The following is a 14,906-nucleotide window of genomic DNA, read 5'->3' as shown; positions in this document are numbered from 1 at the left end:
CGTCCGCTCCGCCACTTATTTAGAAACCCAGTCTTCGGACTGGGTTTTGTCGTTTTAGGCGTATCGATTTATCTTTTTAGGGAATGATGCGTCTTGAGCGTAAGCGTCCTGCTCTCTTCCTCTATTTCTTCCACTACTTTGCAAAGCCTTGTATTAAGGTGATTATCTTTAGGGCCCTTCAATACAATACCAATCAAGAACTCAGCTATTTCATTGAGTGTCTTTGTCCCAAAAAACGTTTGTCGTTTCATGTAGCTTTTCTTTCTTTTTGATAGAGAGATGAATCTTTGTATGTCGATTTTGCTTAAACCTTATTTGTTTTAGTAAGGCTTTTGCTGTAGAGCGATAGATAAGCTTCTAACTAGTCGTCATTGCCTCGTAGCCTTTCTAAGTTTTTGCAAGCGCGTTTGGGGGCGCTATTTAACCTATTGAGGTCAATGTTCATTGAACTGAAGCGGTATTCGCTATTGAGCAAAATTGATAGTGATGGCTGTTTTCTATTTGGTTGCCTGAAATTTTTATATGCATCAGTTCATACACTATGAATGAGGATTGGATAAGCCTTCGGAATAGTCAGGTGGTGTTTTTAGTCCATAATACAAAGCTTGTACTCCCTTCACTCTAACTGTGAAGGGAGGCTCGATTTCAGTGGCTGGCGAGAGGTTTTTTGGAGGAGATATAACTATCTGGAAGCCAGTACTATCAAAGTCTTTGGGCGTAAAAAAGCCGACCTAAAGGTCGGCTATAAAGTTATTTAGACTTATGCGCTTTGCGTCAAAGTTAGTGCTTTCTTCGATACTTCATGCGCTGCTTTGCTAAGGTTTTGTTTTTCTAAAACGTCAGCAAGTAAGCTGTAATCAGATACGTTTGAACGAATCGATAATGCTTTTTCGAAATGCTCTTGCGCAGAAGGCCAGTTCTCATTTTGCATTTGCAGTCTGGCTAACGCACTGTGTGCTTCAGCGTTTTGCCCATCTTTATTCAGGCTTTTCTCGAGCATGGTAATTGCAGGGTGGGTATCTGGTAAGTTCATCTCGGGGATGAGGGTATAGAGGTCTGAATTAGGGTGCTTTTTCACACTTTCTTTGACCACAGTAAATGCTTCATTATCTGCTTTTCGTGCAATCAGTTGTTTTACGAAACGCTCAACCAAGATCACATTATTTTTTTGCTTGCGAGGCAAGCTATTCCAATGTGCAATCAATCCTTCGCTTCCATCTTTATTCGCAACTTCGGCGAGAAGGCCACATTGTGCCTGTGCCGCTAAGTGCTCGATCTCTTCAGCGCTGGCCAATTTGTTTTTTTCCAGCTTTGGTAGTAAATCAAGTAATGGTTGCCATAGCTTAAGCTCGATATAAACACTTCTAAGTAAGTTCAACACTACAGGATTATTTGGTGCAGTATTTTTTAGCGTAGAAAGCGTATCGAATGCTGGAGAGAACTCGCCTTGTCGAACTTGTTGCTTTGCTCGCGTTAGCTCTACAGCTAATTGAGCATTCTCTTGCTGTGCTGCCTTTTCAAGGTATTGATCACGTTTCGTTGTATCACCTTGTCCTTGAGCGGCCTCTGAAGCAACAAGGTAGCATAAAAGTGGCATATCGTGGTGATTCACCCAACGGGTTGCTTTCTTCTCTGCCTGTTTAAAGTCACCTTCTAACAATTTGATGATTGCTTCGTTGGTGTAACGACGCGAGCGTTTCACTTTACGAACGCTAAACCAGTTCCAGGTCGCTGAGCTGGCGTTGAATGCTTTTTTAATGATGTATTCCAGCAAAAACAACACAGCGAGTGCAGCAATAACAAAAATGACAAGTGTGGTGACACTCATCTCAATGGTGCTGTTTGCGATGGAAATTAGGACATAGCCCTGTTGCCCCGAATATTGAGAGCCAACAAAGAGGCCGGCGCCGAGAACAATAAAGAGAAACAGTAATCGAATCATTATTTCTCCTCCGTGATTAATGTGGTGACTTCACGGCGTAGACGTTCGGTGATCACATCGCTTAATAATTGTTGCGTTTCAAGTTTAACAGGGTACTCCACTTGAACTTTTTGTTTGCTGAGTAGCTCAAGACTCGCATTGAACTCTTTTACATTGCTGTCATCTTGATTGAAGAAAGATTTAGACCATTTATTAGCCGTGGTTAATGCCGTGGTGTAGATCTCTTGCTGTTCAACGTAAACCGATTTGATTGCTGTTTCTAGTTTCGCTTTGACGTTTTCTTTCAAATAGAAATGTTGTTGTGGCGAAAGTAACGGGATGACATTGCCATCACGCGTTCGGAATGTGATGAAGTTTTCAGAGAAGTCTTTTAACGATGTCATCAAGTTGTCTTTCCAGTCGTTAATGTCTTGAGAGACGACTTCCGCTTCTTCTTGTTGAGCTTCTGGTAATAATGCATTAGCTAGGGGCAGCTTATCTACTTGTTGCTGCATTGCACTAATACGTAGTACTAGCCCATCACGATCAATCAGTGGGATACCTTTTAACTTAACAATGTCGTTTGCCATTGCTTTACGTAGAGGAACCAAGCTTGGGTCGTTTAACGCAGCAATGCGTTGATCGGCACTTTCCATCAATTTGGTGGCACTGACAGCATCATGCTCTAAGAACAGCTTACGACCAGCAAGTTTCACAAGATAATCAGCTTCTGCTAGCAACCAATCATTTGGTCGACGACCTTTGATATCAGTAATTGCAAGTTGGAGGCTTTCGATACTTTTTTGCTGCTGAGCAATGACGGTTTCTGCACGGTGGACAATTTCAGTCGCTTTTTTAACAGCCGCTTGTTTGGTGGTATCAAGGCTTTGCTCGATAGCACTGTTCGCCTGTTGTAGGCGGCCTTCTAACGCGGTGATCTGAGCTTGATACTGGGCATCTTTTTGTTGCATGTAATAGGTTAGGCCACCACCAAAGGCAATAGATAATACAATGGCCAATACTCCAAGCTTAACACCTCGTTTGCCCTGTTTTTCTTCAAATTTTACAGGCTCTTCAGTTTTTTCTTGCTTGGGTTCTACTTTAGGCTCAGGAGAAGACGGTGCCTCTTTTTTTACTTCTTCAGCTTTATTGAGTTCAGTTGGAGAGGATTCTTGTTTCTTCTCTTTTTCCTGATGGTTTTTATTATTTTTGCTTGTCATTGCTAATCGTCCTGTTTGTTTGGCTTGAGAGCAGCCAGCAAGTCTTTATTTGAGGCTCCTTCGGTATTCACTATGGAGGTAAAACCGATATCTCGAGCCTCTTCGGCAATACGTTTACTCGGTACATAAAGCTGTAATTGAAACAGCCAATTATGAAATTCTTCAGCGACTTGTGAAACGAAATACACCAGTTGGCCACTGCTGGTAATGATCAACTGTTTGATGCCTTTCGTTTTCCAAATGGGTACCAAAAAGCGCGAGTTGAATCTGATGTTTTCTCGTTTGTATGTCTCTAGGTATTCTACCCTTGCTCCGCGCTGACAAAGTGTGTCAAAAATGAGCTCTCGACCACCATTGCCACGTAATATAAGAACTTTCTTACCTTTTACCTTGTTTAATAGTGGTAATTGCAACAGATGCTCACTATCGCTGGTTTCTGGGTAGTGTACTTTTTGCCCGCATACTTTGCTTAGATCCTGTGCAGTTTTTTGACCAACGGCAACATACTGACACTCTGGCCAGTCTTGATTAGATGAGATCAAAGTCTGAGATGAAAAGGAAACGGCATGCTGGCTAACGGCGATAATAACGTCGAATTGGCCGATTTTAGTGGGTAGAGAAGCGAGTTCACGCCCTGATGAAAACTGAATGAGGGGCTGATGGAGGCTGTTTATGCCCCCATCATTTAATTGTTGGCAGAGAGTTTGGCCTTGCTGGCCAGGTCGAGTTACCAACACGGCCATAGTGATTACTCGTGATCTTGATAAAGTTTGGCCAGGATTTCTCGCGCGCCTTTATCAAGAAGTTGATTTGCGAGAGTTACGCCCAGCTCTTCTGCTTTGCTACGAGGGCCTGAAATTTCGCCACGAACAATTTGAGAACCATCTGGTTCACCGACTAATGCGCGAAGCCAGATTTGATCGTCTTTTAGTAACGCGTAACTACCAATCGGGACTTGGCAGCCACCTTCTAAGGTCAAGTTCATCGCTCGCTCACAACGAACGCGGTCAGCCGTATCACTATCGTTTAAAGGCTCTAGCAATTTAAGTAGGCGTTTGTCATCTAAACGGCATTCGATACCAACAGCGCCTTGACCAACGGCTGGAAGAGATTGTTCTGGTTCAATAAAGCTACGGATACGATCTTCTAATTCCAACCGTTTCAAACCTGCCGCCGCTAAGATAATGGCATCATATTCGCCCGCATCGAGTTTACCTAAGCGGGTTCCCACATTACCGCGAAGCTCTTTGATTTGAAGATCTGGGCGAGACTCTTTTAGCTGACATTGGCGGCGTAAGCTGCATGTTCCCACAACTGCACCCAGAGGCAGTTCATCGATGTTTTGGTAAGTGTTAGACACAAAAGCATCGCGGGGATCTTCACGCTCACAAATGGTAACGAGTCCGAGCCCTTCTGGAAAATCAACGGGCACATCTTTCATGGAATGAACGGCAAGATCAGCACGTCCTTCTAGCATGGCGACTTCCAACTCTTTCACAAATAAGCCTTTACCACCCACTTTTGCAAGTGGCGTGTCTAAAATAATGTCGCCCTTGGTTACCATCGTCACCAGTTCTACTTCCAGTCCTGGGTGCGCAGCTTGTAGTGCATCTTTTACGTAGTGAGCTTGCCACAAAGCGAGGGGGCTTTTACGTGTTGCGATTCGGATAGGCGTAGATTGGCTCATGAGTCTCTTTACTATTTTGATGGGGAATTGAATGTGCTAATCCTACCACTGTCATGGTTAAAGTATTACTGCTAGATCACTCAGATGAAGAATAGATGGTGGGCTAGCATAAAATAGTCAAAATAGTGTGACCTGTATCTCGTTTGTAAGATGGGCTATTATTAGAAAACACGTAGAAGTACCAAACTATGGTCGCAATTATAAGAGATATGGATTCAGGCAAGACAATGTCGTTCTGATCGTACAATTCTTTACCAACTAGAATAAAAGTGTTAGATTGATCACGTTTTGCAGCTGCTTTTGCTTACTTAATGTTCGAGCAGTGAAATAGGACTTTAACCAAGGACTCTCCCTTGCAGGCTTACATTCAAACGTTAATCCGCAGATTAGATATGTTGAACCAGCAGCGAATTGATCGCGCGCTGGCGCTTATGGATTTACAAAGCCAGCGAGTTTTCCATCTTATTCCCGCTTTACTTCATTACAATCACCCTGTCATTCCTGGTTATTACGACGCACAAGTGCCGTTTGGAGTCGATGGCTTCGAACCTAACGACATTCAGCAACAGTTTATTGAAGATACTGAGCTCACCATTAGTCGTACGCTTGAAGCAACATCAACACCTGCCATTCTTGGTCTTTATACCATGGGAAGCACGTCCTCCATCGGCCAAAGCACATCAAGTGACTTAGACATTTGGGTCTGTGTTTCACCAGAGATGGACTGTAGTGAACGTGAAAGTTTGTCGAATAAGTGTTTGTTAATCACCGACTGGGCGCAAAGCCAAGGTGTTGAAGCAAACTTCTTTGTGATGGATGAAGAGCGATTCCGCACCAATCATTCCGAAGAGATGACAGGTGATAACTGTGGCTCTTCACAGCACATGCTGTTATTGGATGAGTTCTATCGCAGTGCCGTGCGTTTAGCTGGTCAGCGTTTGCTATGGCAAATTGTTCCGCCAGAAATGGAAGAGTGCTACGACGAATACGTTCGCGACCTTTGTGCAAAAGGCTACATTGACTGTTCACAGTGGATTGATTTTGGGCAACTCAACTGCATTCCTGCAGAGGAGTATTTTGGCTCTAACCTGTGGCAGCTATATAAAAGTATTGATTCGCCTTACAAGTCGGTACTTAAAGCGATTTTGCTGGAAGCGTATTCGTGGGAGTACCCAAATACACAGTTACTGAGTATTGATACAAAACGCCGATTTTTTGCCGATGAACCAGATTTATATGGCATGGACGCGTATTACTTAATGCTGGAAAAAGTCACGCGTTATCTGGAGCGAATTGGCGATAGCACGCGCCTTGATTTAGTCCGCCGCTGTTTCTACCTCAAAACGCATGAGAAACTGTCTCGTGCTCCGGACATCGGCTCAGTCGCTTGGCGACGTGAAGCACTGAGTGACATGATCCAAAAATGGCATTGGGATAACAACATACTGGCAGAGCTTGATGACCGCCGTAACTGGAAAGTCGAACAAGTAAAAGTCGTACACAACGCGCTGCTTGATGCTTTAATGCTAAGCTACCGTAACCTTATCCAGTTTGCTCGTCGCAATGACATCACCTCAGCGATCAGCCCTCAAGATATCAGCATCTTGGCGCGTAAGTTATACGCGGCTTTTGAAGTGCTTCCGGGGAAAGTGACCTTACTTAACCCACAGATATCGCCTGATTTACACGAACCAGATTTAACCTTTATTGAAGTGAAGCCCGGCCGTTCAAATCAAGCGGGGTGGTATCTCTATAAGCAGCCTTTAATTCCTCATCGCATCATTGGTCAACCGACACTTGAGCATCACGAATATTTGAGTAAGTTGGTTTCATGGGCATTTTTTAACGGCTTGATTACGGAGTCGACGCGTTTACATTCAGTCGTGCGTGATGCTCACTTAGACATCGATAAGTTTTATCAGATGGTGAGTGATTTGCGTAATACCTTCTCGTTACGTAAACGTCGCCCAACCATGCAAGCGCTCGCCAGCCCGTGTGAAATTAGCCAATTGGCGATGTTCATCAACTTTGAAAATGATCCGACGGCAGAATTGGGTGCTAAAGCTCAGAAAGTCGACTTGAAAAATGTGGATATTTTCAGCTTTGGTGCGGAGCAGAAATGCTTAGTGGGCAGTGTCGATTTAGTGTACCGAAATTCATGGCATGAAGTCCGAACCCTTCACTTTAAAGGGGAAACGGCGATGCTGGATGCACTAAAAACTGTACTTGGTAAAATGCACCAAGACGCGTTACCGCCAGATTCTGTGGATGTTTTTTGCTACAGCAAGAATATGCGTGGTGTGATGCGCAATATGGTGTATCAGCTGCTGGCTGAATGTATCGATTTACGCTTAAAACCCGTTGAACAAGAGAAGCGCCGCCGCTTTAAGGCGCTGCGTATTGGTCAGCAAATGTATGGTTTATTCTTCGAACGTCGAGGTGTTTCGGTTCAAATGTTGGAGAACTCGGTCGACTTTTACCGCAGCATTTCGACCAACAAATTGAAAGGTTCTCCTCTGCTTATGCTCGACAAAGAGCAAGATTACCAGTTGCCAGAAATTGTCGATGGGTTTGCCAGTGAAGGTCTTATTCAGTTTTTCTTTGAAGATTCAGAGCAGGGTTTCAATATCTATGTATTGGATGAGGCCAACCGCGTTGAGGTTTATCACCAGTTTAGTGGCGAGAAAGATGAGATGATCGCCAATGTGAACACTTTCTACACCTCGGTAAAAGATGAAGCCAACTTATCGTCTAAGCTGATCAACTTCAATTTGCCACAGTACTATCAAATTGTTCACCCTAAAGACAGTGACTCCTATATCGTGCCTTACCGTAACGATGGGTCTAACTATTCAAGGCCTGATAAAGCGGTGAATGGCTAAATACAAAAAAGAGCATCTAGGATGCTCTTTTTTGTATTCATTGGTCGTTAAACCCAGTCAATCTCTTCGCCGGCGTGCTTTTCACACTCTTGCTTAACCATTTCAAACAGCTCAGTGCCTGTCTTAGAGCAGGTCCATTTGTCTTCAACTAATTTGAAATGAAAGCCACCGGATTTGGATGCCAGCCAGATCTCGTGCATAGGTTCTTGGCGGTTGATGATGATTTGGCTGCGATCGTCAAACTCAAGCGTCATCACGTTCCCTACCGTTTCATAATCGATGTCCGCGCCAGAATCATCAATCGCTTCTTCGATAATTTGCATTTGAACATCTACTTGTTGATGAAATTCAGTGTCGTTCATCCAATCTATCCTATTGCTTTTCTTGAGTGTGGTGCGATTATAGGGGGCATTGGAATAATAATCACGATATCCGTTATGAAAAAACCACTCTTAGCTTTATTTCTATTATCTGTACTCGGCCTTGCTGGGTGCGGTCAAACTGGTTCACTTTACATGCCTGAAGATGCACCACAAAATGAGCAAACAGAGCGTTAAGTCAGTTAATTAAGGGAACAAAACTTTGGATTACTTCAACTATCAGGATGATGGCCAGCTGTGGGCCGAAAATGTCTCACTCAATGATCTTGCGCAGCAGTACGGTACACCGCTTTATGTTTATTCTCGTGCGACACTAGAGCGCCATTGGCATGCCTTTGATAAATCAGTAGGTGAACACCCTCATTTAGTCTGCTATGCCGTGAAAGCGAACTCTAACCTAGGTGTGCTTAATACATTAGCCCGTTTAGGTTCTGGCTTTGATATTGTGTCTGGTGGTGAGCTTGAGCGTGTTGTGGCTGCCGGTGGTGATCCTGCAAAAGTCGTGTTTTCTGGTGTGGGTAAAACGGCTGCAGAAATGAAGCGTGCGCTTGAACTTGGGATCAAATGCTTTAACGTTGAGTCTGAGCCTGAGTTGGAACGTCTGAATCAAGTCGCGGGGGAACTGGGCGTTAAAGCACCGATTTCTTTGCGTATTAACCCAGATGTGGATGCACATACGCACCCTTATATTTCGACTGGCCTTCGTGATAATAAATTTGGTATTGCTTTTGATCGCGCGCCAGCGGTTTATCAGTTTGCACAAAGCTTAGAGCATTTGAATGTTCAAGGTATTGATTGTCATATCGGTTCCCAGCTGACGGATATCGAGCCATTTATTGATGCTACGGATCGCTTGCTTGCCTTGATTGATGACTTAAAAGCACATGGGGTGAACATTAAACACCTTGATGTCGGTGGTGGTTTAGGTGTGGTTTATCGTGATGAATTACCACCACAACCTTCTGATTACGCCAAAGCATTGCTTGCCCGTTTGGAAAATCATCAAGATCTGGAACTGATTTTCGAGCCAGGCCGGGCGATCGCGGCGAATGCGGGTTTACTTCTGACTCGTGTTGAATTCCTCAAACATACTGAACATAAGAATTTCGCCATCATCGATGCGGCGATGAATGATTTGATGCGCCCGGCTTTATATCAAGCATGGCAAGATATCGTGCCTGTAAAACCAAGAGATGGTGAAGCTCAAACTTATGATTTGGTGGGGCCTATCTGTGAAACGGGTGATTTCCTAGGTAAAGATCGTAGTCTAGCGATTGAAGAAGGGGATCTGTTGGCGGTTCGCTCTGCTGGTGCGTATGGGTTTGTGATGTCCTCAAACTACAATACCCGTCCGCGAGTTGCAGAAGTCATTGTCGATGGCGATCAAGCGCATTTGGTGCGCCAGCGTGAAACGCTGAGTAGCCTGTGGGCATTAGAAAACGTATTGCCGGAGTAAGTAGTCTTTTATGCATTTCCATTTCTCTAAAATGCACGGTCTGGGTAATGACTTCATGGTCGTGGATTGCATTACTCAGAACATTTTCTTTTCACCTGAGTTGATCCGTCGTTTGGCGGATCGTCACACAGGTGTTGGCTTTGATCAGCTTTTAGTGGTTGAAGCGCCTTATGATCCTGAAACGGATTTTCATTACCGTATTTTCAACGCAGATGGTAGCGAAGTTGAGCAGTGTGGCAATGGTGCACGTTGCTTTGCGCGTTTTGTGCGAATGAAAGGGTTGACCAATCGATTCAGTATTAATGTCAGTACCAAGAAAGGGAAAATGGTCCTCAATATTGAGGAAGATGATCAAGTGACGGTGAACATGGGTGAACCGGAATTTGAACCGAGTAAGATCCCATTCAAGGCGAAGCAGACGGAAAAAACATACATCCTGCGTACTGAAGACAAAACCTTGTTTTGTGGGGCTGTGAGCATGGGCAACCCACATGTGGTGACTGTGGTGGATGATGTTGACCTTGCGGATGTGGATAACCTTGGCCCTCTGCTTGAGTCTCATGAACGTTTTCCAGAACGTGTTAATGCGGGCTTTATGCAAGTGATAAACCGCAACGAGGTGAAACTGCGCGTGTACGAACGTGGCGCCGGTGAAACCCAAGCGTGTGGTAGTGGTGCCTGTGGTGCTGTTGCTGTCGGTGTCGTTCAAGGGCTGTTGGATGAGAACGTTAAAGTCCAATTACCTGGTGGCACCTTGCGTATTAGCTGGAAAGGCCTGGGCCACCCTTTGTATATGACGGGGCCTGCAACCCATGTCTTCGATGGTCAATTGAGCTGCTAAATGACAAAGTTAACGAATAACCTACCCAAGCAAGAGATTGCGGTGGAAGCGGATGCCATGACGGCTGAAGTGGTGGCGGAATATCTGCGTGATAATCCAGACTTTTTCCTTCAGCGTCGTGATCTCGTGGATAGATTAGCCCTGCCAAATCATGAGCAGGGTGCGGTGTCGCTGGTGCATGTGCAGCTCAATCGTCAGCGTCAACGTATTGAAGAGCTGGAAGAAGAAATCACTACCTTGATGTCGCTTGCGGCCAATAATGATAGAACGTTCCACGAATTTATGGCTCTGCAAGAGCAGATCTTAAAATGTGAAACGTTGTACGAGGTGGTGCGTGCGATTGAGAGTAAAGCCATTGAGCTTGGTTTAGTCGCGCATATCAAGCTGCTTGAGTGTGATGTGAGCAAATATCATATTGCACGTGATCAGTACCAACGCTTCGCAACCAATCATTTAAATGGCAAGCCAGCTTACCTTGGGCGGATGCGTAAGGCTGATCGTGACACCTTATTCAATGCCGAGACCCAAGTCCCTGAGTTAGGTTCATACGTGGTTTTACCGCTTAGTCGTAATACGGTTCAAGGTGTTTTAGCGTTTTCAAGCGAAGATGGTGGCCATTTTCAACCTCATATGGACACCCTATTTCTGCGTCATCTCGCGTTAGTTTTTTCTCACCTGATCGCCACTCTGCCTTGGCAGCTAGAAAATAATGAGCACATCAGCACAACAACCTCTGCCTAGCAGTTTGCAAAAGCCTCTGGAGCGCTTCTACGAATATCTACGAAGCGAAAAGGGGCTGAGTTTGCATACCCAACGTAATTACAAACAGCAACTCGAAACCATGGCGACCCATTTATGCTCCTTAGGTGTGCATGATTGGAGCAAAGTGGATGCTGCTTGGGTCAGACAGCTAGCCAGCAAAGGTATGCGTGATGGGATGAAGGCCAGCAGTTTAGCGACGCGTTTGTCCTCCTTGCGTAGTTTCTTTGACTTTCTCATCCTTCGGGGCGAGCTTTCTGCCAATCCGGCGAAAGGAGTGTCGGCCCCACGTAAACAACGACCCTTGCCCAAAAACCTTGATGTTGATGAAGTCGGTCAGCTGTTAGAGGTGAATGAAGATGATCCGCTTGCCATCCGTGACCGAGCCATGATGGAGCTTATGTATGGTGCGGGGTTACGTTTGGCGGAATTAGTGAGTGTGAATGCCCGTGATATCAGTTTGTCTTCGGGTGAGTTACGCGTTGTGGGTAAAGGGGATAAAGAGCGCAAGGTGCCTTTCTCTGGCTTGGCGGAAGAGTGGGTTGGCAAGTGGCTAAAAGTACGTGGCAATTTAGCCAATGCTGATGAGCCAGCACTATTTGTCTCCAAGCTTGGTGTACGCATTTCACATCGAAATGTACAAAAACGCATGGCGGAGTGGGGACAAAAACAAGCGGTGGCTAGCCACATTAGCCCACACAAGTTACGCCACTCTTTTGCAACCCATGTGTTGGAATCGAGTAATAATCTGCGTGCGGTGCAAGAGCTTTTAGGCCATGAGAACATTTCGACTACGCAAGTTTATACCCATTTGGACTTTCAACATCTGGCTCAAGTCTATGATCAGGCACATCCGAGAGCGAAGCGCAAAGGGACGAAAAAGCAGGATGGTGAGGAATGAAATTCTATCGCTCACTGAAGCCGATTAAGGCAATGACATTTGACCTTGATGATACCTTGTATGATAACCGTCCAGTGATTCGTCAGTTAGAGAAGCAAATGCAAGCTTGGATGCACAAACAGCATCCCATCTCAGTGACGCAAAGTCCGCAGTGGTGGTTTGAATTAAAACAATCCCTTGCCAAACGCGATCCTTGGTTGCGTCATGATGTGACGTTATGGCGCCAGCGGGTGATTGAAACAGGATTGATTCAACTTGGCTACGAATCGCAGGAGGCCCGCTTTGCTGCCGATGATGCGATCACACTGGCTTTACAATGGCGCAGTGATTTTGAGGTACCACAGGAGACACATCGAGTGATGGCGCAACTGGCGCAGCGCTATCCGCTGGTGGCGATCACAAATGGCAACGTGGATGCTGAGCGGATTGGATTAGCGGGCTATTTTCTACAGGTTCTCAAAGCCGGTGATGATGGCTGCGCAAAACCACACCGTGATATGTTTGATAAAGCGTGCCAGCATTTACGCTTACCTGCCCACCACATCTTGCATGTTGGTGATCACTTACTGACCGATGTTCAAGGTGCATTGAATAATGGGTTTCAGGCATGCTGGTACAACGATCAGCCCGTGAACTTACGCACTGCTCACCGAGCACGCCAGTTACCTCACGTTGAAATCCACCAACTGGCAGACTTACTTGCATTTTAACGCGTGACCACTTTTGTCGGCGTGAAATGCATCCATATAGTGTTGTAAAAACTGCCTTAACTGAGTTGAGTGATTTTGCTCGCCAATCAGCTCAAGCAATTCACATCCCACTTCCAATGTGCATAAATGACCGGATTCTTGATTACGTCTTAAGCGATAGATTGAGTCGTGTTTCGGCGTGAAATGCACTTTTTGCAGAGCATCTAACCAAGCGCTCTTACGTAGCATTTTTTTGGCTTCCTGCCAGGTTCCATCCAGCAGAATAAACAAGTTCTCCCCTTGTTGCTCTTGAACCGGAGTGAGGACTGATTCGATAGACTGGCTTTGGTCGTCGGGGTAGAGCACATAAGCATTGTTTGCTTGAGCAATACGTTCCAGTAGTGCTTTAGGAGGCTCAGTGCGACTCCATGGATAAACCTGACAATGTGGCAAGCTGTGCGCGAGAAAACGCCCGGTATTGGTGTCTCTATGTTGCTCGTTATTGTGTGTCAGTAGAGCCAGTGATAGCTGGCTCTGGGTTTGAGGTAAGGCGTGGCAGATGCATTGATGGGTTAAACCACAAGTTGGGCAGTGAAACATTATAGCTTCACGCCTTGTTGGCGTGGCGAAATGCCGTCAGAAAATAGCTTCACTGCGCTTATTTGCTGCGGGGTTGCAACAGGCGCTACGCTTGGGTTGAGTGGATAGCTGACACCGCTGTATTGTAGGCGATGTTGCTTGGCTTGAGCGCCACCTCCACTGACATAAAAGATTAAGTCTTGCCAGCCTTCATGGTTTTGGCTTCCCAGAAACATCGGACTGTTGACTAAGGTAACACGGCTGTTAAAGCGCCATTCATCTTGATGATTTTCAAAAATCAGAAGCGTACAACCACCGGAGCCACACCAATCCAACTGTGTCAGCAGCTCTTGCTTACCATCGCCATTGAGATCGTAAGTTAACCAACGGTACTGAGTATTTTCTGGTGATGTGCGGTGTAATTTAAAGTAGCGGCGTACCGCTTGGTCGACTTTGCTGTTGTATTCCGCGCTTGATGGCACTTGTTTCGCACGGGTATCAACTTGGCTTGTGGCTTTGGCTGGGGCAGTGGTCGCTTCAGATTTGGCACGAAACAAGATCAGCCCTCCGTCAGCAATTGGATAAACCACAGAGCCGACTTTCTCTTTTTCTGCAATCAACTGATAACCATCACGGCTAAAGATACGCTCTGATAATAAACGCTGTTGCTGATGGTGCGTCATGGTGACCTGAATTTGCTCAGGATTTAGCTGCTGCCAATACCCACGCTCAACCGTATCTGGCTGGTTATCACTGTATTTGTAGGTAGTCACCGCAGTGTGATCGGCTAATAATTCTAGATTGATGCTAAAACCTAAGTTTTGAGTTGAAGCGGCGTGATATAACCCAACCCATTCCCGTGTACTGTCAAGGTTTGATACCGTCGCGCAGCCTTTGTAGCGTTTATCTTTTATGTTCAGTTGAGCTTGCCAGCCATACAAGCTGTCGCTCATGTTATCGACACAACTACGCTGAGTCAGCTCTAAATTGCCATCGGCTAATTCATAACGGCGTGAGGATTCGGTGATACGACTGGATTCCACCTTAAGTTGTTGCTTATCAGCACCAAGGGGCTGGAACATCAAACCATCTTGAGTGAAGCTTGCTGACCAAGAAGGTTCATTGCCAAATGCTTGGGTTGGATTTTCTGGTAAGGCACAGCGATCAGGATTTTCGGCACTAAGCAGATTGACCTGAGTGACGTGAATATTAGCGGTATAGTCGGAGTCAAAACCATGTTCACTCGGTGGCTTGAGATAGCCAATGACTTCACCATAAAGAGGTTGATAAGGAGAGCGAACGAGCGTCATCGCTTGGTTAAAACGATCATCGTCCAAACCTAACCAATATTGTTTGTTGCTGCCACACGGTTTAATAGCACGAACTTCATGTCCTAATACCACCTCGCCACGCATAACAAAAGTCTGAGGTTGAATAGTCTCAGGGTTATCAAGAGTGGCGTTGACCACAGGAGCACTTTCCGTAACCGGTGTTGATGTGGAACAGGCTTGCAGCGCAAGCATTGTGAGTACTGCGACTGGGCTTCTCAGTGCCTTCATGCTATATCTTCCTAATCCAGAATTATTTGGCA

General features: G+C 45.5%; 14 protein-coding genes. 7 read left to right on the top strand and 7 right to left on the bottom strand.

What is annotated here, in order from left to right:
• Positions 1–760 precede the first annotated feature (760 nt).
• Genes ACQEXU_RS20655 through hemC form a run of 4 tightly spaced genes read right to left on the bottom strand, consistent with a single transcriptional unit; the run spans position 761 to position 4,828 of the window.
• Complete coding sequence (locus ACQEXU_RS20655) at positions 761–1,942, bottom strand: heme biosynthesis protein HemY (RefSeq protein ID WP_427012142.1); 1,182 nt, start codon at positions 1,940–1,942, stop codon at positions 761–763.
• Complete coding sequence (locus ACQEXU_RS20650; protein WP_427012141.1) at positions 1,942–3,141, bottom strand: uroporphyrinogen-III C-methyltransferase; 1,200 nt, start codon at positions 3,139–3,141, stop codon at positions 1,942–1,944. Before ACQEXU_RS20650 ends, ACQEXU_RS20655 begins: the two co-directional genes overlap by 1 nt.
• A gap of 2 nt (positions 3,142–3,143) precedes the next feature.
• Complete coding sequence (locus ACQEXU_RS20645; protein ID WP_427012140.1) at positions 3,144–3,884, bottom strand: uroporphyrinogen-III synthase; 741 nt, start codon at positions 3,882–3,884, stop codon at positions 3,144–3,146.
• 5 nt (positions 3,885–3,889) lie between these two features.
• The gene (gene hemC / locus ACQEXU_RS20640) at positions 3,890–4,828 is read right to left on the bottom strand and encodes a hydroxymethylbilane synthase (RefSeq protein WP_427012139.1); all 939 of its coding nucleotides are present in this window, start codon (positions 4,826–4,828) and stop codon (positions 3,890–3,892) included.
• A gap of 353 nt (positions 4,829–5,181) precedes the next feature.
• Between hemC and ACQEXU_RS20635 the strand changes: the two genes are divergently transcribed.
• The gene (locus ACQEXU_RS20635; protein ID WP_427012138.1) at positions 5,182–7,710 is read left to right on the top strand and encodes a class I adenylate cyclase; all 2,529 of its coding nucleotides are present in this window, start codon (positions 5,182–5,184) and stop codon (positions 7,708–7,710) included.
• Positions 7,711–7,757: 47 nt separating this feature from the next.
• Here ACQEXU_RS20635 and cyaY read toward each other — a convergent pair whose 3' ends face one another.
• Positions 7,758–8,072, bottom strand: a complete 315-nt coding sequence (cyaY, locus tag ACQEXU_RS20630) for an iron donor protein CyaY (protein WP_427012137.1) — start codon at positions 8,070–8,072, stop codon at positions 7,758–7,760.
• Between the two features lie 75 nt (positions 8,073–8,147).
• On the opposite strand from cyaY, the gene lptM reads away from it, so the two are divergent.
• Genes lptM through yigB form a run of 6 tightly spaced genes read left to right on the top strand, consistent with a single transcriptional unit; the run spans position 8,148 to position 12,757 of the window.
• Positions 8,148–8,267 carry an LPS translocon maturation chaperone LptM gene (gene lptM, locus ACQEXU_RS20625; RefSeq protein WP_427012136.1) on the top strand — a complete coding sequence of 40 codons (120 nt, stop codon included), beginning with the start codon at positions 8,148–8,150 and terminating at the stop codon, positions 8,265–8,267.
• Between the two features lie 25 nt (positions 8,268–8,292).
• Positions 8,293–9,546, top strand: a complete 1,254-nt coding sequence (gene lysA / locus ACQEXU_RS20620; protein WP_427012135.1) for a diaminopimelate decarboxylase — start codon at positions 8,293–8,295, stop codon at positions 9,544–9,546.
• 10 nt (positions 9,547–9,556) lie between these two features.
• On the top strand, positions 9,557–10,387 hold the full coding sequence (gene dapF, locus ACQEXU_RS20615) for a diaminopimelate epimerase (RefSeq protein ID WP_427012134.1): 831 nt from the start codon (positions 9,557–9,559) through the stop codon (positions 10,385–10,387).
• Positions 10,388–11,128 carry a DUF484 family protein gene (locus ACQEXU_RS20610; RefSeq protein WP_427012133.1) on the top strand — a complete coding sequence of 247 codons (741 nt, stop codon included), beginning with the start codon at positions 10,388–10,390 and terminating at the stop codon, positions 11,126–11,128.
• Positions 11,097–12,047, top strand: a complete 951-nt coding sequence (xerC, locus tag ACQEXU_RS20605; RefSeq protein WP_367987569.1) for a tyrosine recombinase XerC — start codon at positions 11,097–11,099, stop codon at positions 12,045–12,047. Before ACQEXU_RS20610 ends, xerC begins: the two co-directional genes overlap by 32 nt.
• Positions 12,044–12,757: a 5-amino-6-(5-phospho-D-ribitylamino)uracil phosphatase YigB gene (gene yigB / locus ACQEXU_RS20600; RefSeq protein WP_427012132.1), complete on the top strand. Its 714-nt coding sequence runs from the start codon at positions 12,044–12,046 to the stop codon at positions 12,755–12,757. The genes xerC and yigB overlap by 4 nt, the downstream gene beginning before the upstream one ends.
• Here yigB and ACQEXU_RS20595 read toward each other — a convergent pair.
• Together ACQEXU_RS20595 and ACQEXU_RS20590 are read right to left on the bottom strand one after the other, a co-directional pair.
• A complete protein-coding gene (locus tag ACQEXU_RS20595; RefSeq protein ID WP_427012131.1) occupies positions 12,743–13,336 on the bottom strand; it encodes a tRNA-uridine aminocarboxypropyltransferase in 594 nt (197 codons plus the stop codon). The two genes, yigB and ACQEXU_RS20595, sit on opposite strands and share 15 nt — an antisense overlap.
• Positions 13,336–14,874: a COG3650 family protein gene (locus ACQEXU_RS20590; protein WP_427012130.1), complete on the bottom strand. Its 1,539-nt coding sequence runs from the start codon at positions 14,872–14,874 to the stop codon at positions 13,336–13,338. The genes ACQEXU_RS20595 and ACQEXU_RS20590 overlap by 1 nt, the downstream gene beginning before the upstream one ends.
• Positions 14,875–14,906 lie beyond the last annotated feature (32 nt).

Source organism: Vibrio sp. TRT 21S02 (genome assembly GCF_050113675.1).
GTDB lineage: Bacteria > Pseudomonadota > Gammaproteobacteria > Enterobacterales > Vibrionaceae > Vibrio.
This window is presented reverse-complemented; position numbering and strand designations above follow the sequence as displayed.